The organism is Streptomyces sp. NBC_01190, assembly GCF_045039895.1.
GTDB lineage: Bacteria > Actinomycetota > Actinomycetes > Streptomycetales > Streptomycetaceae > Actinacidiphila.
Genome location: NZ_CP108580.1, coordinates 1439334 through 1460869, shown reverse-complemented (window position 1 = coordinate 1460869; position 21536 = coordinate 1439334). Strand labels below are relative to the sequence as shown.

Genomic DNA, 21536 nt, shown 5'->3' with positions numbered 1-21536 from the left:
TTAGCTGGGGGTGTTGTCACCCGGGTGCGCGGCCACGGCCTCATCACGGGTGTCATAAACAGCGAAGACGGTCTCGGCCCCGGTGAGCGTCAGCAGTCGGCCTATCTGCAACGGAGGAGCCGCCAGCGCAAACCAGCCGCCCGTTTCCTCGACCCTGCGGCGAAGGCGCAGCACCGCGTTGAACCCCGACGAGTCGCAGAAGGTGACGCCCGACAGGTCGAGGATCTGATCCGGATGGTCGTCCAGGAGGGCGGTTGCCCGCACGTAGAACGCCGTAGCCGTCGACATGTCCAGTTCGCCGACCACCTCGGCCACCACAAGACGGTCGCCGGTCTCCAGCACGTTCAACCGCAGATCGTCGTCACTCACAAGCTCACGCCCCTCGTCTCGGTCTTCGTACGGCCCGGCGGCGGCGCCGGCGACCAGGGCCCGTGACCGCCGGGTCGCCTCCCCCCACCGGCTCCTGCCGCTGTATACGATCATCTACCCCCGTCCCTCCCGGATCGACACCGAACTGTCCGCAGTCAGCCGGATCCCCATGAGGGGGGATGGCCCGCACGCTGAGTCACCATCCCCACCTGGTCTTCGACCGCGCAGGGGCGACCTTCGCCGAAGCCGCATTCCTCAGCGCGCTTCCGCAGACCTGTATGACGGTCCTGGCACAGGGCGGAAGTGCGGGTCTGAGGCCGAGTACCCGCGTCCACCACCTCCTGAGCCTCGCCGGGGCGATCGCCCTGTTCCCGCTGATCGCTCCGGAACAGCTCAAACATCCCTGAGAAACAGCCGGCGCCCCGGCCCGCCGGTGACCGGGCGGCATCGGGGCAGGCACCGCGCCCGCGGCGGCCAGGTCGGCCCACACCTGCTTGCCGCCGCCATGGGGCACCACACCCCATGCTTCGCTCAGGCGGTCCACGATCGCCAGTCCTCGCCCGCTCGTAGGCTGCGGGCGCGGTACGGGCTGGGCACGTGAGTCGTCGCTGACCGTGATCCGTAGCCGGCGCGCGTCGAATACGAGCGACAGGCCTACCTGGCCTCCGGCATGGCGGAGGGCGTTCGTCACCAGTTCCGAGACGACCAGGGCAACCGCCGCGGTCTCAGGGCGCCAGCGTGTCGGCCAGGCGTACTCCGCCACGTGATCGAGAGCCCAGCGGCGCGCCCTGCCCACCTCGCCGGGCGCGGCCGAGACGGTGAGGAAGTGTTCAGCCGGCACGGATCACCGCCCCCACACCATGTGCGGGTGACCGCCGTCCGCCGCGAGAAACGGGGCCGGGTGTCTTGCGGCGGTCACCGGATTCAACGGATGTGTGTTCACGCGTCGGCGCTGGGCACCTTGAGCGGGTCACGGGGAGCGGCGGGCTTGGCGGCCTCGAGTTGGTCGCCGATTTCCGCCAGGCGGTTGCGGCCCAGGGCGGCTCGCACCTGGGGGAACCATTCCTGCTCCTCTTCTTCGACGTGGTGGCGTACGTTTTCGATCAGCACGGTCATCTTGGCGTCGAAGCGTTCGTCCTTGGGGTCGAGGCCGGCCAGTTCGGAGAGCATCCAGAGCACGACGTGGTGCTCTTCCACGCTTTCCAGTACGTGGTCGCCGGTCTCCGGTACGGCTTCGCGCGCGGCCGGGTAGAAGATCTTCTCCTCGATCCAGGCGTGGATCGTGAGTTCCTCGATCACCTTGTCGGCGATCTGCCGCTTCGTCTTGTACGCGCGGTCGCCGGCCTGCTCGAACTCCTTGAACAGCTTCTCGACCGTCGCGTGGTCATCCTTCAGCAGCACGATCGCGTCCATTGCGGCTCCATGTCCGTTGTACCGTGTGCGCGCTCGACGAGTGGAGCACGGCGGGTGGTGTACCGGCGACCGCTCCCGGATGCCGGCTTGGGTCGGCTACCCCCGCGGACGGCGATGAGTCATGGTGGCCCCGCCGGGTACCGCACGTCCTGGACCGCGCCGCCCGGGGCGTACCGTCCGATGCCCGGACTCGCGGTCATACGTGCTCGGCGCTTGAACACAGGTGCCTGGGCGCGACGCGCCCAGGCACCCTTCCGCCGATCTGACTCCAGGCACGGTGAACCGGCCGTTCGCCCGTCGACGGAGCGCACATCATTTCGATCGCCGCGGATCAGGCGATCAGGCGGATCCGGCGGATCAGTGTTGCAGGGTGAGGAGGCCCGGCCGCCAGGGAAGCTGGTCGTAGGGACCGCTCGCGGAGGGGGACTTGCCCTGGTAGAGGAATTGCAGGTTGCAGGGGTCGATGGTCATGGTCTGGTCGGGGTTGTTGCGGACCAGGTCGCCGTGGCTGATGTCGTTGGTCCAGGTGGCGCCGCTGTTGGCTTTGCCGGCGAAGGGGTTGCTCTCGCTGGCGGCCTGCGGGGTCCATGAGCCGCTGAGGCTGCTGGCGGTGAAGGACCGGAAGTAGCGGCCGCCCGCGCCCATCGCTTCGACGATCATGAGGTACTGGTTCTGGTTCTGCACCTTGTAGACCTGGACGGCCTCGAAGAGGTTGGCCTGCGAGTCGCTCATGACGGTCGTGTAGTTCGAGCCGAAGCTGGACGGGAAGTTCCCGATCGGCATGCTCGCGCGGTAGATCTTGCCGTTGTCGCCGGCGAAGAACAGATACATGTTCTGGCTGTCCGCGATCAGCGTCTGGTCGATCGGCGCGGAGGGGGAGATGCTGCCGGTGAACAGCGGCTGCGACGAGGACCAGCCGTTGGGGTTGGTCGGATCAGTCGACGTCTTGTAGAAGAAGGGCCACGCACTCCACTGGGACGCCAGCACCCAGATGTTCTTGGGCGCGAAGTAGAACAGGGTGGGCGCCACCGTGGCCTGGCTCATCCCGGTCTGGCCGGCCGACGCCATGTCGGACCAGTTGGTGAAGGGCTTGAACGCCATCGAGCCGTACCCCGACCCCGACACGTTCGACGCGTAGACCAGGTGCTTGCCGTTGTACACCACGCTGGAGAAGTCCTTCAGCGAGACCCACCCGTTCGCCGGCTGCGCCAGCGCACCCGTCGAGCTCCACCGGTACGTCGAGGGAAGGGCGCACGTCCCGCCCGAGGGCGGCGGAGTCGTCGTCCCGGACAGGCCGGTCCACTGCTGGTTGGTGCGGCCGTTGCACGTCCACAGCTCCACCGCGGTGCTGTTGGCCGTAGCGCCGCCCGTGACGTCCAGGCACAGCCCGGACTCCGTGCTGACCACCGTGCCGTCGGAGTTCACCTGCCACTGCTGGTTCGTGCCGCCGTTGCAGGTCCAGATCTCCACCCGGGTGCCGGCCGCGGTGGCGTGGCCCGGAACGTCCAGGCACTTGCCGCCGTACACGGTGAGCTGGTTGCCGGACGTCAGGGTCCACTGCTGGTTGGTCCCGCCCGAGCAGTCGTAGATCTGCAGAAACGTGCCGTCGGTCTGGCTGGAGTTCGGCACATCCAGGCACCGGCCGGAGCCGACACCGCGTAAGGCGCCGCTGGCGGCCGCCTGCGCCGTGTTGGCGACGAGCATCGCCGCCAACGCGACCAGAACCGCGACCACCGCGGTGAGCACCGCGGACAGATGCCTGCGGCTCAAACTTCCTCTTCGCATGAGAGTCTCCCGATGTACGGCCAGTGGATGTCGAACGGACGAGAAGTTCGATGGAGCATGGCAAGCTCTCGACCCGTGGTTCAGGAGCAGCCGTCGGCCGCTCCCTCCCGGTGGCCGGCGGCTGGTGGCCGGTGAGCGAGGGTGCCGGCGCGCTGGGCCGCGGGCAGCGCTGGGGCGCGGATCATCTCCGCTGAGATTCCAGAGATTCCCGTGCTGATCGGCACCGTTGTCGGAGTCCCAGACCTGGACGGGCCTGCCGGTGGGCGCTTGCCCACCGGGCACCTCCAGGGCCCGGCCGGACGCGCCATTGGTCAGCGCGTACGGGCCATCGCTGGTCCGGCCGGCCCGCCAGTGCTGGTGCGCACCACCGTCGGCATCCCGGATCGCCACCCGCGTGCGGTGGCCGGCGGGACGCCCGGCACGTCCAACACCCGGCCGGCGGCGGCGTTACCCGGCGAGTGCACCGGGCCCGTGACGATGTCGCCCGTGTTGGTGTCCCCGAGCGCCGACGGCACCGCGGCGTAGGCAGCCTTCTTGGTGTCCTTGCCGGTGAAGATCAGCGGACTGTCCCCGGTGCGCCGCGCGTCACTGTCGCGGATGCCCCGCATCGTGCTGCCCGTGCAGCGGGTCGCCTTCAGACGCGCGCTGACGGTGCTGGCGGAGGTTGTTGGCGAGGCCTGCGCGATGTCCGGCCCGGTGACCTGGACGATCTCGCCCGGGGCGGCGACGTTCGACAGCGTCGCGCGAAAGCCGGCCGGCGGGCCGCCGGTGCCGAAGTGGCTCCGGAGGCCGGCACGGTCGGGGGGCACGCCGCGGGACGTGAAGTCCCTGACCACGCGGTGGACGCCCTGGGTCTTGGCGTCCGTGGGGCGTGAGCACCGTGCCGGATATCAACCCGGTGGGCGGGGCGAGGGCCCTGCGCAGGGGCAGGCCTTCAGTGAACCTGGACATGAAGATCATTCTCCTTGTGGGGGAAGGAGTCCGATAGCACGCGAGATCTCGCGCTCTTGCTCTTCGTCTGCCACCCCTGGCGCGGAACTCAATCTCCGTGTGGACCGAAGGTGAGCGCTAACACCCGGAGCACCTGTCGGTGCCGTCCACGGATTGTTGCCCAGGGGTTTCAGGTTCAGACGTTGCTCCACCTTCCGGGGTCTGTCAAGGGGTTCGGAGACCGGCCCGCGCCGAAGCGGCTTTTGTCGGCATCTCGGGGGAGCGCGGGCTCGCTGGGGTCCTGCGGTCGCAAGTGGTCAGCGAGCGCGGGTCGGACCGACCGCGTGGGGCTCAGGCGTTCGACCACGCGCGCTTGCAGAGCACGAGCCGGTATCCGTCCGGATCCTCGACGGTGATGCCCCACGTGTTCCAGTACGGGTTGGGGGACGGGACGCGCCTGCCACCGTGTGCCTCAAGGCGGGTGACCAGTTCCTCGGGTACCCGCTCGTCGAGATAGATCACGAGCAGGTCCTCCGCGGTGGGGCGCGGCTCGACGAGCCCGGCCCCCTCGTGGACGAGTTCGAGATGCCAGGAGGCGTCGGGCCAGCCGACCATCAGCAGGTCGTGCTCGCCGGGCGCGTCGCCACCCTCGGCCCGGTACAGCTCGCTCAGCCCGAGACCCCGGACCCAGAATTCCGCCGCCGCAACGAGGTCGCGCGACGGGCGGGCTACGCGGATATGGCTCTGACCGTTGGCGGGCACGGGCTGCTCCTTGGCAATGGGACATGTGGTGGCCCGCCGATGGTCACCGCATCTTCCGTGGTGGGCCGTTTCGGCCAGCGTAGGTACGAGGCGTTCTCTCGGCATCGGTCGCGGGCCCATGCCTTTCGGCCTGGCGCCCCTACGGCCGAGGACGTAGGTCATTCATTCGGTTGCTGCCTGTGTGAGCGCGGTAGCGGCGAGTAGGCTGACCGCCCAGTGGGGGCCGCTCGTCTCTTCGGCGCCGAGCGATATCACGTGAGCCTTGGGGAGGGCGGCTGTGTCGACGGATTCGTCGCACCGGTGGGGCACGGAGGAACCGGGCCGGACGCTGAGCAGGCTGCTCCTCCTGGTGGAGTCGGTGGTCGAGGTGGGCGTCGCCCCGCTGGGGCTGGACATCCCGGTGCTGAACCTGGACGTGTTCGACAGGTCGGAGCCGGGCGCGAACCGTGGCGACCTGCTGGTCGTCGTCGGCGTCGACCCGCGGTCCGAGCTCGCCGTCGCCCTGGTCCGGGCGGCGGGGCGCGACGGTGCCGCAGGCGTGGTCTTCCGGGAAGAGGGCCCCGGTCCGCCGAACGAGGCACTGCGCACCGCGGCGGCCGAAGCGGGTACGGCCGTGCTCTTCCGGCAGACCTGGGCCGACTGGGCCCGGGTGATCGGGACGCTGCGAGCGGGACTCGCGGTGGTCAGGGAGTCGGAGATCGCCAACGTACCGCTCGGTGACCTGTACGCGCTCGCCGAGTCGCTGGCCGCACTGGTGGGGGGCGCGGTGACGATCGAGACCCCGCAGTCCGACGTGCTCGCCTACTCGTCCAACAACAAGGACGGCGACGAGATCCGCCGGCGCACCATCCTGAACCGGCAGGTGCCGCGGGAGCGGGTCGAGGCGATGCGGAAGGGCGGCTTCTTCCACCTGCTCTGGCGCACGCAGGGCGCGCTCCACCGCCGAGCCGACGGAGCCGTCCCCGAGCGTGCCGCCATCGCGATCCGAGCCGGTGAGGAGATCCTCGGTTCACTGTGGGTCGCGCCGGCCGGACACCCCCTGCCGCCGGACGTCGCCGAGACCTTGCAGGCGGTGGTCCGCGCCGCGGCGGCCCACCTGCTGCACGACCAGGCGCGACGCGCCGGGCAGCACCAACTGGTCCTTGAGGCGGCCCGGGCCCTGCTGGAGGGCCGGGGGTCGGCCGAGGCGCTGGCGGCGCGAACCGGGCTGCCCCTGGCGGACCACTGCGCCGTCCTGTCGATCTCCGCCGTACCGACGACCGGTGCACCCGGCGACGGGCGGTTGGCCGGTTTGGCGGCCAAGCACTGCGCCAGGCGAGCCCACCAATCGGTTGCCGTGGCGTCGGACCGGGGTGTCCGCATCCTGCTCGCGGGCCTGGAGAGCGATCCGGTACGAGCCGCCGCACAGCTCTCCCGCCTGAGCGACTCGCTCGCCCGGGAGCTGTCGAGCGACCTCGGTCTGGTGGTACAGATCGGCATCGGCGATGTCCGGGCCGGCCTCGACCAGGCGCGGGAGTCCCGTCGCACGGCCGACCTGGCGATGCGCGCCCTGCGCTTCAGCGGTTCGACCCGGGCGTTCGCCCGGACCGAGGAACTGCCAGACGCGGTCGCCCTGTTGCACATCCTGGACTCGCTGCGCGACCTGGAGCTGCCGGCGAGCAGTTCGGTGACGCGACTGGTGGCGGCCGCGACGCAGTCGGGTGAGGGGGTGCTGCTGGACACGCTGCGCGCCTATCTGGAGAACTCCGGGGACCGGGCGAAGGGCGCACGCGCCATGAACGTCCCCGTCGGTACTTTCCGGTACCGGATGGAGAAGGTGGAGAAGATCTGCCGCATCGACCTGAAGGACCCCGACGCCCTGCTGCTCGCCCACTTGCAGCTGCGGCTGCTGAGCCAGGAGTCTGCCGACCGGGCTTGAGTTGGTCACGCTGAACCGGGAAACCCGCCCGGTGTCGTCACCGCGCACCAAGCGGGGCGGCTGCACGCGCGCCCCAGGTCGATGGCGCGGCCCGCCCCCGGAAAATTCGCTTCCCGTGGCGAAGACGCGGCCGACGGGCGCCGGGCAGCCTGGTGCTGTGTCCTTGGATCTCCCCCTGGAGCACACCACCGGCGATCAGCGGAGCGTGACAGGATGACCATCTCTCAGCCGACCACCACTGAGCGGAGCGGCCGTCAGGCGGCCGCGCGGCGCGAGCTGGTCCTGCGAGCGGCCGTGCACAGGCGGCTGGTCGACCCCGAGGACGCGCTGCTCGCCGCCTTCGTCGACCTCGACGGGATGGCGGCCAGTGTCGCGGCGCTGCACCGCGCCTTCCCGGACTCGGTCGACGTGCTGCACACCTTCGCGGCGAAGGCGAACTGCCTGATCCCGGTGCTCGAGCGACTGCGCGGCCTCGGCATGGGCTGCGAGGTGGCCAGCCCGGGTGAGTTCGCCCAGGCACTGGCGGCCGGCTTCGACGCCGCGCGGATCGTTCTCGACTCGCCGGCGAAGACGAGGAGGGAGCTGGTCCAGGCACTGGATCTCGGCGTCGCGGTGAACATCGACAACTGGCAGGAACTCGAACGGATCGACGAGATCCTTCGGACCCGCGAGACCCGCGAGACCCGTGAGACCCGCGCGACCCGGTCGCGGCTCGGCATCCGGGTGAACCCGCAGGTCGGCGGCGGGACGATCGGAGCCATGAGCACGGCCACCGCCACCTCCAAGTTCGGCATCACGCTGGCGGACGAGGGCAGCGCCGAGCAGTTGCTGGCGGCGTTTCGGGAGCGCCCGTGGCTCACCTGGATCCACGCACATGTCGGATCGCAGGGCTGCCCGCTGGACCTCATGGGCGAAGGGGTGGCGGCGGCCGTGGCCTTCGCCGAGAAGGTGAACAGCGAACTCGGGCGGCGCCAGGTGGTCGGCATCGACATCGGTGGCGGGCTGCCCGTCAACTTCGCCGGGGACGACACCGACCCCACCTTCGAGACGTACGTCGACCGGCTGCGGGCCCACGCGCCGGCCCTGTTCAGCGGGGACTTCCAGGTGGTCACCGAGTTCGGCCGCTCACTGCTGGCCAAGAACGGCTTCACCGCGGCGTATGTCGAATACACCAAGACGTCCGGGGGGAGGCACATCGCCGTCACCCACGCAGGTGCGCAGGTCGCCACCCGGACCGTCTTCATGCCCGACGCGTGGCCGATCCGGATCACCGCGCACCATCCGTCGGGCGCGGCAAAGGACGGGGACCTCGTACCGCAGGACGTCGCCGGACCGTGCTGCTTCGCCGGTGACCTGGTCGCCAAGGCCCGGCCGCTTCCCCTGCTGGCGCCCGGTGATCTGGTCGCCCTGCTCGACACGGGCGCCTACTACGCCACGAACCACTTCCAGTACAACAGCCTGCCCGAGCCGGCGGTGCACGGCTACACGGTGGACGCCGACGGCGGCGTGCACTTCGAACTCCTGCGCCGTGCCCAGACCATTGCCGAGCTGGTCAGCGCCGGCCGCTGATTCCGCTGTCACACCGACCACCGGAGAGCAGCCATGAGTCGTTCACGTCGTCGTCCGATCCCGTCGACCGTGCCCGAACCGTCCGACCGCCACATCCGCCCCGCGGACCAGATCGTCGTGATCGTGATCCTCCTGATCGCCGCCGTGCTGGCCGTGGCCGGTGTCCCCACCGCCACGGTGCTCGAACTGCTCACCGGCGCCGGCGCGGTCGCCGTGCGGTTCGTACGCCCGAGACCGGCCCTGCCGTAACCCTGCCGAGGGGCGGCGGGAGCACGTGCCGACGCCCAGGTCGTACCCGCCCCGCACGGCGCCGCGGCCTCGCACCCGGTGCGGGTCGGGGCGGCTTTCCGGGTGGGTGGGCTGGAGTTGGGTTGCGTGCCGGTCCGCCTCTTGACTTTCCGGGTGGGAAAGTGGGACCTTGGCTTTCCTGATAGGAAAGTGAGGTGTTGTTGTGGACGACATCGCTCCGGAGCAGGCCCGCGGCGCTCTCGACCTGGTCGAGCGGGCCCGGCAGGAGATGGCGGAGGAGATCGGGCTGCCGCGCTGGTACTGGTGGGGGATGGCGGCCGGCTGGATCGTGCTGGGCACCCTCGGCGACGTACTGCCGCCGTGGGCGGCCGGGATGGCCACCGTGACGTTCAGTGCGGCGCACACCGCGGCCGCCTCGCGGCTGCTGAACGGCCGGCGGCGCACCGACCGGCTCCAGGTGAGCGCGGAGGTGGCCGGCCACCGGCTCCCGCTGGTGGTGGTCGGCATGCTGGCCGGGCTGGTCCTGGTGACGGTCGCCGCGGCCCTCGCGCTGGACGCCGACGGCGCCGGTCACGCCGGAGTCTGGGCGTGTGTGCTGGTCGCGGCCGTCGTCGGGTTCGGCGGACCGGAGATCCTGCGGGTCCTGCGGCGGTGGGCGCGGGCATGACGCGGGCACGGTTCGACGAACTGATCCACCCCAGTACGCGCCTGTCGCTGGTGGCGACGCTGGCGGCGGTCGACTGGGCGGAGTTCACCTTCCTCAGGGACCGCCTGGCGCTGTCGGACTCGGCACTGTCCAAGCAGCTCACGACCCTTGAGGAGGCGGGGTACGTGCTCACCGAGCGCCGTCTGGCCGGTACCCGCCGCAAGGTACGGGCCCGGCTCACCAGCACCGGCCGGCAGGCTTTCGACGGGCATGTCGCGGCGCTCCAGGCGATCGTCGCCGGCGTCGCGCCCCCGACGAGCGGTCAGGCACCCTGACGCCGACCGCCGATCACCGAGCCCGCCGGCGGGTCAGAAGCCGGCCGGCGCCTCGCCCGCCCACCACCACCCGGACCCTGGTGCGACCCCAGATGGCCGGGATCGCGTCCACCGTCGGGGCCTCAGTGCGGCAGGGCGAAGCTCTGCTCGACCATCCATTGGTGGACGCCCAGTCATATTCCGGGACGCGTGTGCGGCCCGGGGTCCGTCAGGGCCACTGGCCGCCGAAGGCGTTCAGGATGCGCTCGGCGGCGCGGGTCGCGGTCAGCTCGCCGTTCCGCACCCGCTCCTCCAGCTCCGGGGCGAGTGACCGGACCGCCGGGTCGGCGTGCAGGCGGCCGAGGAGTTCGTCGCGGACCATGCTCCAGGTCCAGGCGACCTGCTGGTCGCGCCGGCGATCGGCGAGGCGGCGGCTGGACTCCAGCAGGGTGCGGTGCTGCTCGAGCCGGTCCCAGACGGTATCGAGCCCGCTGGATTCGCGGGCGCTGCAACTGAGGACGGGCGGCGTCCAGACGGCGTCCCCGCCGTGCATGAGCCGCAGCGCGGCGCTGAGTTCGCGCGCGGCGGCGAGGGCTTCGCGTTCGTGCGGGCCGTCCGCCTTGTTGACGGCGATCACGTCGGCCAGTTCCAGCACACCTTTCTTCATGCCCTGGAGGTGGTCGCCGGTCCTGGCCAGGGTCAGCAGCAGAAAGGTGTCGACCATGTTCGCCACGGCCGTCTCGGACTGCCCGACACCGACCGTCTCCACCAGCACGATGTCGTATCCGGCGGCTTCCATCACCACGATGGACTCGCGCGTGGCCTTGGCGACGCCGCCGAGCGTGCCGGCGGTGGGCGAGGGACGGATGAAGGCGGCCGGGTCCACGGCCAGCCGCTCCATCCGGGTCTTGTCGCCCAGGATCGACCCTCCGGTCCTGCTGGACGACGGGTCGACGGCGAGGACGGCCACCCGGTGTCCGAGGCCGGTCAGCAGGGTGCCGAAGGCGTCGATGAAGGTCGACTTGCCCACGCCGGGTACGCCGCTGATCCCGATCCGCCGGGCCTTCCCGCTGTGGGGCAGCAGCGCGGTCAGCATCTCCTGGGCCAGATGCCGGTGCTGGGCGCGGGTGGACTCGACGAGGGTGATGGCCCGCGCCACCACGGCCCGGTTGCCCGCGAGGACACCTTTGACGTATGTGTCGAGGTCGATGGCCATGGGAGACTCACCGGCTCACAGGTCGCCGTGTCCGAGGCCGGCCGCCAGCCGCTTCACCAGGTCGTGGGCGGCGTCGGGGATCACCGTGCCGGGCGGGAAGACCGCCGCCGCGCCCATGGTCAGCAGGATCGGCACGTCCTGCGGCGGGATCACCCCGCCGACCACGATCATGATGTCGTCCCGGCCCTCCTCGGCGAGCGCGTCACGCAGCGCCGGCACCAGGGTGAGGTGTCCGGCGGCCAGCGAGGAGACTCCGGCGATGTGCACGTCCGCCTCCACCGCCTGGCGGGCCACTTCGGCCGGGGTCTGGAAGAGCGGGCCGACATCCACGTCGAAGCCGAGGTCGGCGAAGGCGGTGGCGATCACCTTCTGGCCGCGGTCGTGCCCGTCCTGACCCATCTTGGCCACGAGGATGCGCGGCCGCCGGCCCTCGGCTTCGGCGAAGGCGTCGACCAAGGCGCGGGTACGGTCCACGGACGGGGACTTGCCCGCTTCCTGTCGGTACACACCGGAGATCGTACGGATCTGGCCGGCATGCCGCCCGTACACCTTCTCGACGGCGTCCGAGATCTCCCCGACGGTGGCCTTGGCGCGGGCCGCGCGCACCGCCAGGTCCAGCAGGTTGCCCTCGCCGCCGGCCGCCCGGGTCAGCTGGTCCAGCGCGTCCTGGCAGGCGGTCTCGTCGCGCTCCTCGCGCAGCCTGCGGAGCTTGTCGATCTGCCGGGCGCGTACGGAGGAGTTGTCGACCTTGAGCACCTCGATCTTCTCGTCGGTCGCCACCCGGTACTTGTTCACACCGATCACCGGCTGCCGTCCGGAGTCGATACGGGCCTGGGTGCGGGCGGCGGCCTCCTCCACCCGGAGTTTGGGGATGCCCTCGTGGATCGCCTGCGCCATGCCCCCCGCCGCTTCGACCTCCTGGATGTGCCGCCAGGCCCGCCGGGCGAGATCGTAGGTCAGCCGTTCCACGTACGCGCTGCCGCCCCAGGGGTCGATCACGCGTGTCGTGCCGGACTCCTGCTGGATCAGCAACTGGGTGTTGCGGGCGATGCGGGCGGAGAAGTCGGTGGGCAGCGCGAGGGCTTCGTCGAGGGCGTTGGTGTGCAGCGACTGGGTGTGGCCCTGGGTCGCGGCCATCGCCTCCACGCAAGTGCGGGTGACGTTGTTGAACACGTCCTGCGCGGTCAGCGACCAGCCGGAGGTCTGCGAATGCGTGCGCAGGGAAAGGGACTTGGCGTTCTTGGGGTCGAACTGCTTGATCAGCTTCGCCCACAACAGCCGAGCCGCGCGCAGCTTGGCGATCTCCATGAAGAAGTTCATGCCGATGCCCCAGAAGAAGGAGAGCCGTGGCGCGAACGCGTCCACGTCGAGCCCGGCCTCACGTCCGGCTCTGACGTACTCCACACCGTCGGCGAGCGTGTAGGCCAGCTCCAGATCGGCTGTCGCGCCGGCCTCCTGGATGTGGTAGCCGGAGATGGAGATGGAGTTGTAGCGCGGCATCCGCTGCGAGGTGAACGCGAAGATGTCGGAGATGATCCGCATCGAGGGCTTTGGCGGATAGATGTAGGTGTTGCGGACCATGAACTCCTTGAGGATGTCGTTCTGGATGGTCCCGGCCAGCTTCTCCGGCGGCACACCCTGCTCCTCGGCCGCGACGATGTACAACGCCAGGACCGGCAGCACCGCCCCGTTCATCGTCATCGACACCGTCATCCGGTCCAGCGGGATGCCGTCGAACAACTGCCGCATGTCGTAGATCGAGTCGATCGCCACGCCCGCCATGCCGACGTCGCCGGTCACCCGCGGATGGTCGCTGTCGTAGCCGCGGTGGGTGGGCAGGTCGAAGGCGACCGACAGGCCCTTCTGACCGGCCGCCAGATTGCGGCGGTAGAAGGCGTTGGACTCCTCCGCGGTGGAGAAACCCGCGTACTGGCGGATGGTCCAGGGCTGGTTGACGTACATCGTCGGGTAGGGGCCGCGCAGGAAGGGGGCGATACCCGGGTAGCCGCCCAGGAAGTCCAGGCCCTCCAGATCGTCCCCGGTGTAGAGGGCCTTGACCCCGATACCCTCCGGGGTCTCCCACAGCAGAGCGTCGCCGCCCACGGCCTTCTCCGCGGCCGTATGCCACTCCTCCGCGGTGGCCTCCGCCGCCGGAGACCGGAGTTCGACCGCCGAGAAATCGGGGATGGACATCACGACACTCCCATGCGGTCGAGCGTGGCGGACAGTACGGACACGGCGTCACACCCGGCGAAGACGTAGGTGTCGGCGCCGCCGTACGCTTTCGGTCGGCCGGCGAGGAACACGTGTCCCGCGCCCGCGGCACGCAGCGCCCGCACCGTGTCGTCGGCCTGCTCCTCGTACAGCGCGTCGCTGGAGCACAGACACACCTCGCTCGCCCCGCTCTCCTCGAAGGTGCCCGCGGTGATGGGCTCGATGCCGCCCGCCTGGAAGAGGTTGGTGGCGAAGGAGAGCCGGGCGGTGTGGGCGCCGGCCGGCCCGAGAGCGGTCAGATGGACCCGCGGCCTGGCACCGGTGCTCGCCAGGTGTGCGTCGGAACGGGCGCGCAACGCCTCGAAGCCCTCGTCCCGCCGTACCCGGGGCAGCCCCCCGGAAGGCGGCGCCGGCGCGGGCCGGCGGACCACCGGCGTCTCGGCCGGATCGGGGAATTCGCTGACGCCCGTGATCGGCTCGCTCCGCTTGGCGAGCCTGGCGGAGCGTACGGACCAGGTGGCCGACAGCCGCTCGGCCACCATCCCGCCGCGCAGCGCCGCGGCCTGACCGCCCGCCCGCTCGATCTCCTGGAAGAACCCCCAGGCCGCGTGGGCGAGTTCGTCGGTCAGCCGCTCCACGTACCAGGACCCACCCGCCGGGTCGATCACCCGGGACAGGTTCGACTCCTCGATGAGGATGGTGGAGGTGTTGCGGGCGATACGGCGCGCGAACGCGTCCGGGAGGCCCAGCGCATGGTCGAAGGGCAGCACGGTCACCGCGTCGGCGCCCCCGACCCCCGCGGCCAGCGCGGCAACGGTGGTGCGCAGCATGTTCACCCACGGGTCGCGGCGCGACATCATCACGGGCGAGGTCACCACGTGCTGGAGCTGCGCGCCCGCCTGCGGAGCCCCGCACGCCTCGGCCACCCGGGCCCACAGCCGGCGTGCCGCGCGCAGCTTGGCGATGGTCAGGAACTGGTCGGCGGTCGCGGCATAGCGGAACTCCACCTGCGCGCAGGCCTCCCCGACGCCCAGACCGGCCGCGGTCAGCTCGCGGAGATAGGCGACCCCGGTCGCCAGCGAGCAGCCCAGTTCCTGCGCCGCCGACCCGCCCGCCTCGTGGTAGGGCAGCGCGTCCACGCACAGTGCCCGCAGCCCGGGATACCGCGCGGCGCACAGCCGCGCCAACTCGATCGCGGGGCCGGTCTCCGCGAACTCCCCGGTACGTGCCTCGTGGCCGAGCGGGTCGGCGCCGAGGTTGGCATGCACGGAGTCAGCGGCCACGCCCTGCTCCTCGTACAGCCCCAGCAGGAGCCGGGCGGCCTGCTCGGTCTCCGCGCCGGCGTCCAGGACCACAGGTGCCAGGTCCAGGTAGACACCTTCGAGCGCGGCGCCGAGTTCGGAGACGGGAATGCCCGTCGTCCCGCCCACCACGAGCCACAGGGAGGAGACACCGTTCTCCAGGTCGGCCAGGACCGCGGAGCCGTCGGCCACGGCGTGCCGTTGGCGTACGTCCCAGCCGCCCGGCGTACTGCCGGTGGCGCGGCCGCCCCGCACGAACGGCGCGAAACCCGGGAGTCCGGGATCCGGCGAGGTGTCGGCCGCGGTGTAGAGCGGCAGGGTGCGCAGCCCGTCCTCCAGCGCGGTGGACAGGGCCCGCTCCGCGTCGCCGTCCGCGACCTCCCGGCCGGATTTCGCCAGCACGCCCGCGACGAGGCGTTGCCACTGTTCCCGCGTCACGTCGGGGAACTCGGCCGCCATAGGCGTTAAGTCGTCGGGCAGGACCGTCATGATCGGACGCTAGGGCAGGGCCACAGACGAGCAGAAGAGGGTGCGCCTGTGAGATTCCTCTCCTCGGATCCCGGGCCGGCCAGACGAGGTGGTGCGGAGCGCCGAGGTCCCGCACCGGACTGCCCCGCACCGGACTGCCCCACGCAGGACCGCCCCCGCGCGGTCGGGACCGGGCGGGGGCAGTCGGCGGTGTTACGGGGCGGGCCGGTGGGTCAGTGCGACGGTCGGCGACACCCACACCATCCAGGCCCTGGTCGCGGCCGGGTTGGGCATCAGCCTGATGGGCGAGCTCGCGCTGCGCGTGCACCTCAGCCACGACCTGGTGTACCGCCCGCTGAGCGACTGGCCACTGCGGAACACCTACGCCCTGCTGTGGCCGGACATGGTGAGCGTCCCGGCGGTGGCGACCGTACTCGCCGAGATCCGCCGGGCCGCCCGGACCACCTTGCCCTGGACCGACTGACCGACCCGCCCCCGGTTCAGTAGCGGATGTCGCTCTGGAGCAGCGGGGGATAGACCGCGGACGGTTCGCCGTCGACGGTGGCGCCGGCGAACTGGAGCATGGCGCGCAGGTCGCCGTGGAGGGGCGCGGGATAGTTGAGGGTGGGGGCGGAGACCTGGTCCAGCAGGTGGAGGTGGTCGGGGGTGAGGGTCAGCTCCAGCGCGGCGAGGTTGGTGGAGAGGTGCTCCACGCGCCGGGCGCCGAGGATGGGGACGACGGTGCCCTCGCGGGCGCGGAGCCAGGCCAGTGACACGGCGGCCGCCGTGCTGCCGAGTTCGCCTGCGACGGCGGTGACGGCGTCGATGACGGTGTAGTCGTCCTCGCCGGGGCCGCCGACGAAGGCCGCACGGGCGGAGTCGGTGACCGCTGTGCCGCGCCGGTACTTGCCGGACAGAAAGCCGTTCTTCAGCGGGCTCCACGGGACCAGTGCCAGCCCCTGGTCGAGCGCGAGCGGCGCGAGTTCCCCTTCGACGGTGCGGGCCAGCAGCGAGTACTCCACCTGGAGCGCGATCAGTGGGGTCCAGTTCCTCAGGAGCGCCATCGTGTGGGCCTGGGCGGTGACCCAGGCGGGGGTGTTGGAGAAGCCGAGATAGCGGATCTTGCCGGCCCGGACCAGGTCGTCGAGGGTCCGGAGCGTCTCCTCGATCGGGGTGTGCCGGTCCCAATTGTGCAACCAGTAGAGGTCAAGGTAATCGGTCCGCAGCCGGCGCAGCGTCTCGTCGAGCTGGGCGATGATCGAGGTGCGGCCCGCATCGCCGCCGTTGGGGTCGCCGGGGAAGACGTTGGTGAAGAACTTCGAGGCGAGCACCACATGTTCGCGGCGCCCGGGCCGGGCGGCGAAGAAGTCGCCGAGGATCTTCTCGGAGTGGCCGTTGGTGTAGAAGTTCGCGGTGTCGATGAAGTTGCCACCCAGGTCGAGGTAGGTGGCGAGGATCTTCTCCGACTCCTCGACACCGCATCCGGCGGCGCCGGGGTCCTCTCCGAAGGTCATCGCGCCGAGGGCGAAGGGGCTGACCCGCAGCCCGGATCGGCCGAGGGTGACGTAGTGGTCGAGCGGCATGAGGATGCTCCTGTACGGGACGGGACGGGACGGACGGACGGGTGGGATGGACGGTGGACCACCCCTTGGTCGGGGTACTTCCATGGAAGCGCCGGCCCCCGGAGCCGGGGTAGGCCAAACCGTTTCGTCTCTTGCACAATCCTGCCGACGCCGCCTCGATCGGATGTGCCAAAACACTTGCCGAGGGCCCTCCGGGGTGCTTCCGTTGATGGGGTGCGCGCCATCGACGACCTGCTGACCGAGATCCGCGGCCTGGTGACGGTCCACGCCCGCCACGACCTGCGGACGCCGATCGACGGGCTGCTGCTGTCCAGGGTGGAGACCTCGGCGCCCGATTACTCGCTGACCGAACCCTTGCTGGTCGTCATGGCGCAGGGCGGCAAGCGCCTCTTCCTCGGCGACCGATTGTTCGAGTACCGGGCGGGGCAGTGCCTCGTCGTCACCGCCGATCTGCCCGTCACCGGCCATTTCCTCGACGCCGGGCCGCGGACCCCGTCCCTCGGCGTGGGGCTGAGGCTCCGCCCGAGCGTGATCGCCCCGCTTCTGCTGGAGGCCCCGGTCGATCCGCGGTCGCGCGCCACGGCCGGCCCGCCCGCGCTCGCGACCGTCGACGCCTCGCCCGAACTGCTCGACGCCACGGTCCGGATGCTGCGGCTGCTCGACCACCCCGCGGACGCACAGGTGCTCGCCCCGCTGATCGAGCGGGAGATCCTCTGGCGGCTGCTCACCGGCCCGCACGGCGGGATGATCCGCCAGATCGGGCTGGCCGACAGCGGCCTCTCCCATGTCAGCCGGGCGATCCGGTGGATCCGCGACAACTACGCGGAGCCGATGCGGATCGCGGATCTCGCCCGGCTGGCCGGGATGAGCCCGTCCGCCTTTCACCGGCACTTCCGCGCGGTCACGGCGATGAGCCCCTTGCAGTTCCAGAAACGTATCCGCCTCCAGGAGGCCCGCTCACTGCTGGTCGCCAGGGCGGGCGATGTCGCCGGCGTCGGGCATCTCGTCGGCTACGACAGCCCGCCGCAGTTCACCCGCGAGTACCGCCGCCTCTTCGGCGCCCCGCCCGGCCAGGACGCCGCCCGCCTCCGCGCCGCCGCCGCTCCCGGCGACCTCCGCCACCTCCCCTGATCGGTGCGCGAAGCCTTCCCGGCCGCCGGGGCGGCCAGGCGTTCCGGTGCTCCGGCGGCGCGTCGCACCGGCGGAAGAGGAAAACAGCCGGATAGTTGGCCCGTATATGTGTATGCGCGTATATGCGTATTCGGGAGGACATCGATCCGTGGCCACTGATCTCATCCACTCCGACGCGACCGAGCTCGCCGAGCTGATCCGTACGAGGAAGGTTTCCTCCGTCGAGGTGGTCCAGGCGCACCTCGACCGCATCGAGGCCACCGATCCACGGGTGAACGCGATCGTGACGCTCGCCGACGGTGTGCTGGACGCCGCCAGGGCAGCGGACGAGGAACTCGCGACGGGCGCGCGGGTGGGACCGCTCCACGGGGTGCCCTTCACCGTCAAGGACGGCTTCGACACCGCCGGGGTGCTCACCCAGCGCGGTTCGCCGATCTTCGCCGGGCGGGTCCCGGACACGGACGCGACCGGCGTGGCCCGCATGAAGCGCGCCGGCGCGATCCTCCTGGCCAAGACCAATCTCCCGGAGTTCTCGTACTGGATCGAGTCCGACAATCTCCTGACCGGCAGGACGAACAACCCCTGGAACCTCGACCGGACGGCCGGCGGTTCGAGCGGCGGGGAGTCGGCGGCCATCGCGGCCGGGATGTCGCCGCTCGGACTCGGCAGCGACCTGTCCATCTCACTGCGCGGACCGGCGGCCAGCACCGGGATCGCGGCTCTCAAGCCGACGCACGGGCGGATTCCGATGACGGGGTTCTGGCCGCGGCAGCCGCGCCGTGACTGGCACGCGGGCCCCATGGCCCGCACGGTGCGTGACCTCGCCCTGGCGTATCCACTGCTGGCCGGGCCTGACGGTGCCGACGGCTTCTCCGTCGTCCCGCGCGAGTTCGACGCCGGCCTGGGACCCGCACCGGACCGGCCCGTCCGCGTCGGCTGGCTGGTCGACTCCGGACTCGGTCCGGTCGACGCGGAGGTCGCCGCGACCGTGTGGGCGGCCGCCGACGCGCTGCGGGGAGCGGGGGTTCGGGTGGAGTCGGCGCACATCGCGGCTCTCGAACGGGACAACCCCCTCGACCTCTTCAACCGCCAGCACGTCATGGAGATGAAGCCGGCCGTCCTGGCGGCCACCGCGGGCCATGGGGACCAGCGGTTCACCTACTCCGAGGCCTTGCTCGCCACACCCGACACGTCCGTGGCGGACTACGTCCGGGCCGAGCAGGGCATCGAGCGGCTCCGGGACGGTTTCGCGGAGTACTTCCGGCAGTACGACGCGCTGCTTCTCCCGGTGACGACGATCCCCGCGCACGCACACGCGCTCGGGGACTTCACCCTCGACGGCCGGACGGTGAGCGCCTTCCATGTGAGCTCGACGACGGTCCTGTTCAACCTGACCGGACTCCCGGCCCTGTCCATGCGGTTCGGTACGACCGGCGACGGCCTTCCGATCGGCGTACAACTGGCCGCCCCGTGGTACGCGGAGTCGACGATCCTGCACGTCGCCTCCCTCCTGGAGACGCTGAGCCCGGTCCGCGACCAGCACCCCGTCCTCTGACCGCCGGGACGCTCCGCGCTCGCCGGCGTACCGCGCTGCCGGCGATGCATCAGCCGGCCGGGGGTGGGTCGATCCCGAGGACCGGGAGGCAGTCGCGGACGGCGACGAGGTCGATGTCGTCGCGTCGCCGCTCGGCCCACTGCTCGCGGGTCAGCCTCCATCGGCTGATCTCCGCCGGCTCGCCGCGCCGGGTGTCCCAGGTGACGCCGTTCGGCTGGTAACCCAGAGCTTGGGAAACGCCGTTCGAGGCGTGGTTGTCGAAGAAGGCGTCGCTGCCGGCCTCACGGGCCCCGAACCCGTCGAAGGCCAGATGCAGCACCGCCTGCCGCATCTCCTTGCCCAAGCCGCCGCCCCGCACGGCCGGACTCAGCCAGGAGAACGTGGTGACCGTGCCGAGCGTGGCGAAGTCGGTGGCGATCAGATCCTGCATGCCCACCGGCTCGCCGTCGACGACCACGACGAAGTACAGACGCCACCGGCTCGCGCCGACCGCGCCCCGGCCCCGCCAGACCGCCCGCAGCCAGCGCCACTCGCGCTCCGGGCTGTCCTCGTAGAGCGACATCGGATCGTCGAAGGGCCACGGCGGCTGCGTGACCACGCCCTCGCGGACGATCGGGACCAGGCCTTCCAGCAGCTCATCCGTCGCACCCAGCAAGGACAACCGGGGTGTGTGCACCCGCACGTTCAGCGGGGGATACGTGGACAGAGGCGAGGCACTCGTCGGCATGCGCGCAACCCTAGGCGCCGGCCGATCGAGCGCGCAGCACATATTCGGGCCGGGGCCGGGCATGGCGGCGCACACCAGGACCGGACCACCGCCCCGCGCGAGGAGCGTGCGGCGGTGGTCCGGTCTTCGCGGCAATGACTTCGCCCGAGGGCGGGGCTACCTGCCGACGCGGGGAAGGTCGTTGAGCCGGCCGGGCAGCGCGGTACCGGTCTGCTGGGCCCGCAGGAGCGCGACGACCGCGCCGACGCCGGCGAGGATCAGGCTGAGCCAGAAACTGAAGCCGTGGCCGCCGGCCGGGCCGAAGTCGGAGTGGGCGAAGATCGCGATGAGGTAGAGCACGAAACCGACCGCGAAGGCGAGGAAGGTCAGCACCCGGGCCGGCGCCGGCAGCGCGATCGCGGGCGCGAACAGGCTGATGGCGAGCACGACCGCGCCGGCCACGGTGGCGACCATCGCCAGCCAGGCGATGAACAGCCCGTGGTCGAAGTGCCAGGCACTCCAGCTCACACTGCCGAGGTTGAGGCCGTAGCTGCGGCCGAAATCCCACGAGTAGTAGTTGAAAAACGAGAAGACGAAGACGATGAAGCCGACTCCGAGCAGCGCCCAGTCGAGACGGTCGACCGACGCCGGATCGAAAGCGGTCCCGGTCGGGCGGGCGTTCGGCGGCTGGTTCGGCGGACCGAGCGGCGGTATGTCTTGGGTCATGGCGACTTTTCTCCCGGTTGACGGTGCACAAGCAGTGGGCGCGAGGCGGAGAATAACGGAAAACATCCCGTGCGGTGTGGCGAAGTCCAATGTTTCAGGCGGGTCGGATGGGTCCTGGTGGGACGTCCGGCCATGGCTGAGGAATGAGATGAGTTCCCGGACGGGATCGACTCCGGTTGAAACGCGCCGACGGCACCCGTACAGGCGCGTGACCTTTACGTCCGACGGTGCGCGGAACTCGGCGAAGCGACGGCTGCCCTTCGGGATGAATCATGGGCGGCGGCTGTTCGCGGGTCACCGGTGAATCCCCCGATCATCACGGCGCTCGGTATGTCGCCCGATACCACGCCGGACGGGCATTGCGCGGTTGCGGCGACGTTCGGAAAATCTCCGGCATCCTAGGGGCCGCAAGAAGCCGGCGCGGGATCTCGCCCGGACGATTACGCCCTGGGAGAGCATGCCGTAAATCGGCTTCTTCGCGGAGAGAACACGGCCGCCTTCGTGAACGGGATCGACCAGGACGCGTTTTCCACCACCGCCGGCCGCGGCGACCGCGTACGGGACATGGTGACCACCAACGCCGACGCACCCGATCGCGAGCGGCAACCGGGGTGGTCAAGGGCATCTCGGAACTCATCGCGGACGCGGCCGGCGATCCGGCCGTAACGGCGGGGACGGTCG

Annotated in this window: 20 protein-coding genes and 2 pseudogenes; 9 read left to right on the top strand and 13 right to left on the bottom strand. The window is 70.8% G+C overall.

All coding sequences use genetic code 11. The annotated features are described in order from the left end of the window. Window positions 1-369 (bottom strand): STAS domain-containing protein, encoded by a 369-nt coding sequence (locus OG519_RS06165; protein WP_405579678.1) that lies wholly within the window; start codon window positions 367-369, stop codon window positions 1-3. 179 nt (window positions 370-548) lie between these two features. Here OG519_RS06165 and OG519_RS06160 point away from each other — a divergent pair, with 179 nt between their 5' ends. Then, on the top strand, window positions 549-776 hold the full coding sequence (locus tag OG519_RS06160; RefSeq protein ID WP_405593197.1) for a hypothetical protein: 228 nt from the start codon (window positions 549-551) through the stop codon (window positions 774-776). A gap of 86 nt (window positions 777-862) precedes the next feature. Here the strand turns inward: OG519_RS06160 and OG519_RS06155 are convergent. From OG519_RS06155 to OG519_RS06130, 6 genes and pseudogenes are all read right to left on the bottom strand, one after another. Beyond that, window positions 863-1210: pseudogene (locus OG519_RS06155) on the bottom strand (ATP-binding protein); the annotation flags it as partial. A 98-nt stretch (window positions 1211-1308) separates the two neighbouring features. Next, window positions 1309-1782 carry a hemerythrin domain-containing protein gene (locus OG519_RS06150; protein WP_405579675.1) on the bottom strand — a complete coding sequence of 158 codons (474 nt, stop codon included), beginning with the start codon at window positions 1780-1782 and terminating at the stop codon, window positions 1309-1311. A gap of 357 nt (window positions 1783-2139) precedes the next feature. Beyond that, a complete protein-coding gene (locus tag OG519_RS06145; RefSeq protein ID WP_405592496.1) occupies window positions 2140-3567 on the bottom strand; it encodes a non-reducing end alpha-L-arabinofuranosidase family hydrolase in 1428 nt (475 codons plus the stop codon). A 270-nt stretch (window positions 3568-3837) separates the two neighbouring features. After that, window positions 3838-3882 (bottom strand): annotated as a pseudogene (locus OG519_RS06140) (hypothetical protein); the annotation flags it as partial. Continuing rightward, window positions 3879-4376, bottom strand: coding sequence for an endo-1,4-beta-xylanase (locus tag OG519_RS06135; protein ID WP_405579672.1), 498 nt, complete (start codon window positions 4374-4376; stop codon window positions 3879-3881). The pseudogene OG519_RS06140 and the gene OG519_RS06135, both read right to left, overlap by 4 nt. 472 nt (window positions 4377-4848) lie before the next feature. Continuing rightward, a complete protein-coding gene (locus OG519_RS06130; protein WP_405579670.1) occupies window positions 4849-5259 on the bottom strand; it encodes a VOC family protein in 411 nt (136 codons plus the stop codon). A gap of 277 nt (window positions 5260-5536) precedes the next feature. Between OG519_RS06130 and OG519_RS06125 the strand changes: the two genes are divergently transcribed. The 5 genes from OG519_RS06125 (at window position 5537) to OG519_RS06105 (ending at window position 9976) form a co-directional block, all read left to right on the top strand. Further along, the gene (locus OG519_RS06125; RefSeq protein ID WP_405579667.1) at window positions 5537-7177 is read left to right on the top strand and encodes a PucR family transcriptional regulator; all 1641 of its coding nucleotides are present in this window, start codon (window positions 5537-5539) and stop codon (window positions 7175-7177) included. Window positions 7178-7390: 213 nt separating this feature from the next. Further along, window positions 7391-8746: a diaminopimelate decarboxylase gene (locus OG519_RS06120; protein WP_405579665.1), complete on the top strand. Its 1356-nt coding sequence runs from the start codon at window positions 7391-7393 to the stop codon at window positions 8744-8746. A 33-nt stretch (window positions 8747-8779) separates the two neighbouring features. After that, complete coding sequence (locus OG519_RS06115) at window positions 8780-8995, top strand: hypothetical protein (protein ID WP_405579662.1); 216 nt, start codon at window positions 8780-8782, stop codon at window positions 8993-8995. 202 nt (window positions 8996-9197) lie between these two features. Beyond that, on the top strand, window positions 9198-9662 hold the full coding sequence (locus OG519_RS06110) for a hypothetical protein (protein WP_405579660.1): 465 nt from the start codon (window positions 9198-9200) through the stop codon (window positions 9660-9662). Next, entirely contained in the window at window positions 9659-9976 is a 318-nt protein-coding gene (locus OG519_RS06105; protein ID WP_405579657.1) for a transcriptional regulator, read from the top strand. Before OG519_RS06110 ends, OG519_RS06105 begins: the two co-directional genes overlap by 4 nt. 208 nt (window positions 9977-10184) lie before the next feature. On the opposite strand, the gene meaB is transcribed toward OG519_RS06105, so the two are convergent. The 3 genes from meaB to OG519_RS06090 are packed head-to-tail and all read right to left on the bottom strand — an operon-like array spanning window position 10185 to window position 15175. Next, window positions 10185-11171, bottom strand: coding sequence for a methylmalonyl Co-A mutase-associated GTPase MeaB (meaB, locus tag OG519_RS06100; RefSeq protein WP_405579654.1), 987 nt, complete (start codon window positions 11169-11171; stop codon window positions 10185-10187). A 15-nt stretch (window positions 11172-11186) separates the two neighbouring features. Beyond that, entirely contained in the window at window positions 11187-13364 is a 2178-nt protein-coding gene (scpA, locus tag OG519_RS06095; RefSeq protein WP_405579652.1) for a methylmalonyl-CoA mutase, read from the bottom strand. Beyond that, window positions 13364-15175 carry a methylmalonyl-CoA mutase family protein gene (locus OG519_RS06090; RefSeq protein WP_405579650.1) on the bottom strand — a complete coding sequence of 604 codons (1812 nt, stop codon included), beginning with the start codon at window positions 15173-15175 and terminating at the stop codon, window positions 13364-13366. Before OG519_RS06090 ends, scpA begins: the two co-directional genes overlap by 1 nt. A gap of 88 nt (window positions 15176-15263) precedes the next feature. Here OG519_RS06090 and OG519_RS06085 point away from each other — a divergent pair, with 88 nt between their 5' ends. Continuing rightward, window positions 15264-15638, top strand: coding sequence for a LysR substrate-binding domain-containing protein (locus OG519_RS06085; RefSeq protein WP_405579648.1), 375 nt, complete (start codon window positions 15264-15266; stop codon window positions 15636-15638). Between the two features lie 16 nt (window positions 15639-15654). Here the strand turns inward: OG519_RS06085 and OG519_RS06080 are convergent, their stop codons facing one another. Then, on the bottom strand, window positions 15655-16737 hold the full coding sequence (locus tag OG519_RS06080) for an aldo/keto reductase (RefSeq protein WP_405579646.1): 1083 nt from the start codon (window positions 16735-16737) through the stop codon (window positions 15655-15657). 213 nt (window positions 16738-16950) lie between these two features. Between OG519_RS06080 and OG519_RS06075 the strand changes: the two genes are divergently transcribed. Both OG519_RS06075 and OG519_RS06070 read left to right on the top strand, forming a co-directional pair. Next, a complete protein-coding gene (locus OG519_RS06075) occupies window positions 16951-17868 on the top strand; it encodes an AraC family transcriptional regulator N-terminal domain-containing protein (protein ID WP_405579644.1) in 918 nt (305 codons plus the stop codon). 148 nt (window positions 17869-18016) lie between these two features. Continuing rightward, a complete protein-coding gene (locus OG519_RS06070; RefSeq protein WP_405579642.1) occupies window positions 18017-19423 on the top strand; it encodes an amidase in 1407 nt (468 codons plus the stop codon). A 49-nt stretch (window positions 19424-19472) separates the two neighbouring features. Here the strand turns inward: OG519_RS06070 and OG519_RS06065 are convergent, their stop codons facing one another. Next, entirely contained in the window at window positions 19473-20150 is a 678-nt protein-coding gene (locus OG519_RS06065) for a GNAT family N-acetyltransferase (RefSeq protein WP_405579640.1), read from the bottom strand. A gap of 156 nt (window positions 20151-20306) precedes the next feature. Then, window positions 20307-20855, bottom strand: a complete 549-nt coding sequence (locus OG519_RS06060; protein WP_405579637.1) for a hypothetical protein — start codon at window positions 20853-20855, stop codon at window positions 20307-20309. Window positions 20856-21536: the final 681 nt, after the last annotated feature.

Coding starts and splice junctions, on each gene's coding strand:
- scpA (WP_405579652.1), bottom strand. CDS start 13,364: ATGTCCATCCCCGATTTCTCGGCGGTCGAACTCCGGTCTCCGGCGGCG.
- OG519_RS06120 (WP_405579665.1), top strand. CDS start 7,391: ATGACCATCTCTCAGCCGACCACCACTGAGCGGAGCGGCCGTCAGGCG.
- OG519_RS06160 (WP_405593197.1), top strand. CDS start 549: ATGGCCCGCACGCTGAGTCACCATCCCCACCTGGTCTTCGACCGCGCA.
- OG519_RS06145 (WP_405592496.1), bottom strand. CDS start 3,567: ATGCGAAGAGGAAGTTTGAGCCGCAGGCATCTGTCCGCGGTGCTCACC.
- OG519_RS06105 (WP_405579657.1), top strand. CDS start 9,659: ATGACGCGGGCACGGTTCGACGAACTGATCCACCCCAGTACGCGCCTG.
- OG519_RS06150 (WP_405579675.1), bottom strand. CDS start 1,782: ATGGACGCGATCGTGCTGCTGAAGGATGACCACGCGACGGTCGAGAAG.
- OG519_RS06090 (WP_405579650.1), bottom strand. CDS start 15,175: ATGACGGTCCTGCCCGACGACTTAACGCCTATGGCGGCCGAGTTCCCC.
- meaB (WP_405579654.1), bottom strand. CDS start 11,171: ATGGCCATCGACCTCGACACATACGTCAAAGGTGTCCTCGCGGGCAAC.
- OG519_RS06060 (WP_405579637.1), bottom strand. CDS start 20,855: ATGACCCAAGACATACCGCCGCTCGGTCCGCCGAACCAGCCGCCGAAC.
- OG519_RS06080 (WP_405579646.1), bottom strand. CDS start 16,737: ATGCCGCTCGACCACTACGTCACCCTCGGCCGATCCGGGCTGCGGGTC.
- OG519_RS06065 (WP_405579640.1), bottom strand. CDS start 20,150: ATGCCGACGAGTGCCTCGCCTCTGTCCACGTATCCCCCGCTGAACGTG.
- OG519_RS06115 (WP_405579662.1), top strand. CDS start 8,780: ATGAGTCGTTCACGTCGTCGTCCGATCCCGTCGACCGTGCCCGAACCG.